The sequence below is a fragment of the Thermoactinomyces sp. CICC 10521 genome, assembly GCF_016055135.1.
In the GTDB taxonomy this organism is placed as follows: domain Bacteria; phylum Bacillota; class Bacilli; order Thermoactinomycetales; family Thermoactinomycetaceae; genus Thermoactinomyces_A; species Thermoactinomyces_A daqus.
The window spans coordinates 1-289 of sequence record NZ_JAECVZ010000097.1 but is presented as its reverse complement, the minus strand read 5'-3'; the positions used below and the strand labels follow the sequence as shown (position 1 = coordinate 289).

1 protein-coding gene is annotated in these 289 nt (G+C 46.7%); it reads right to left on the bottom strand.

The window, feature by feature from the left end:
* Positions 1 to 289: Ger(x)C family spore germination C-terminal domain-containing protein (locus I8U17_RS18165; protein WP_198060012.1), on the bottom strand; the 289-nt coding region annotated here is incomplete at both ends.

Genomic DNA, 289 nt, shown 5'->3' with positions numbered 1-289 from the left:
TCCAATTGATCCGGTGGATATTCTCCCACTTCAACCTTGAGTTTGTCCACAAAGGTGACGTCGATCTTGTTTCCGTTAACCTTTACCTTCATCTTGGGTTTCGTTTTTCGTATATCAATCGAGATGAAATTCCGTTGCGGCGAACGTTCATTTTGCCGGACTTTCAGGGTGAGCTCACCGCCGCTCTTGTTTTTTCCCTTCATCATCAGATAGAGCATTGATTCATCAGGAGTGAGTATGCCCGTCATTCGCTGCCCGTGGAACATGGCCATTCCGCTGACTTTCACAT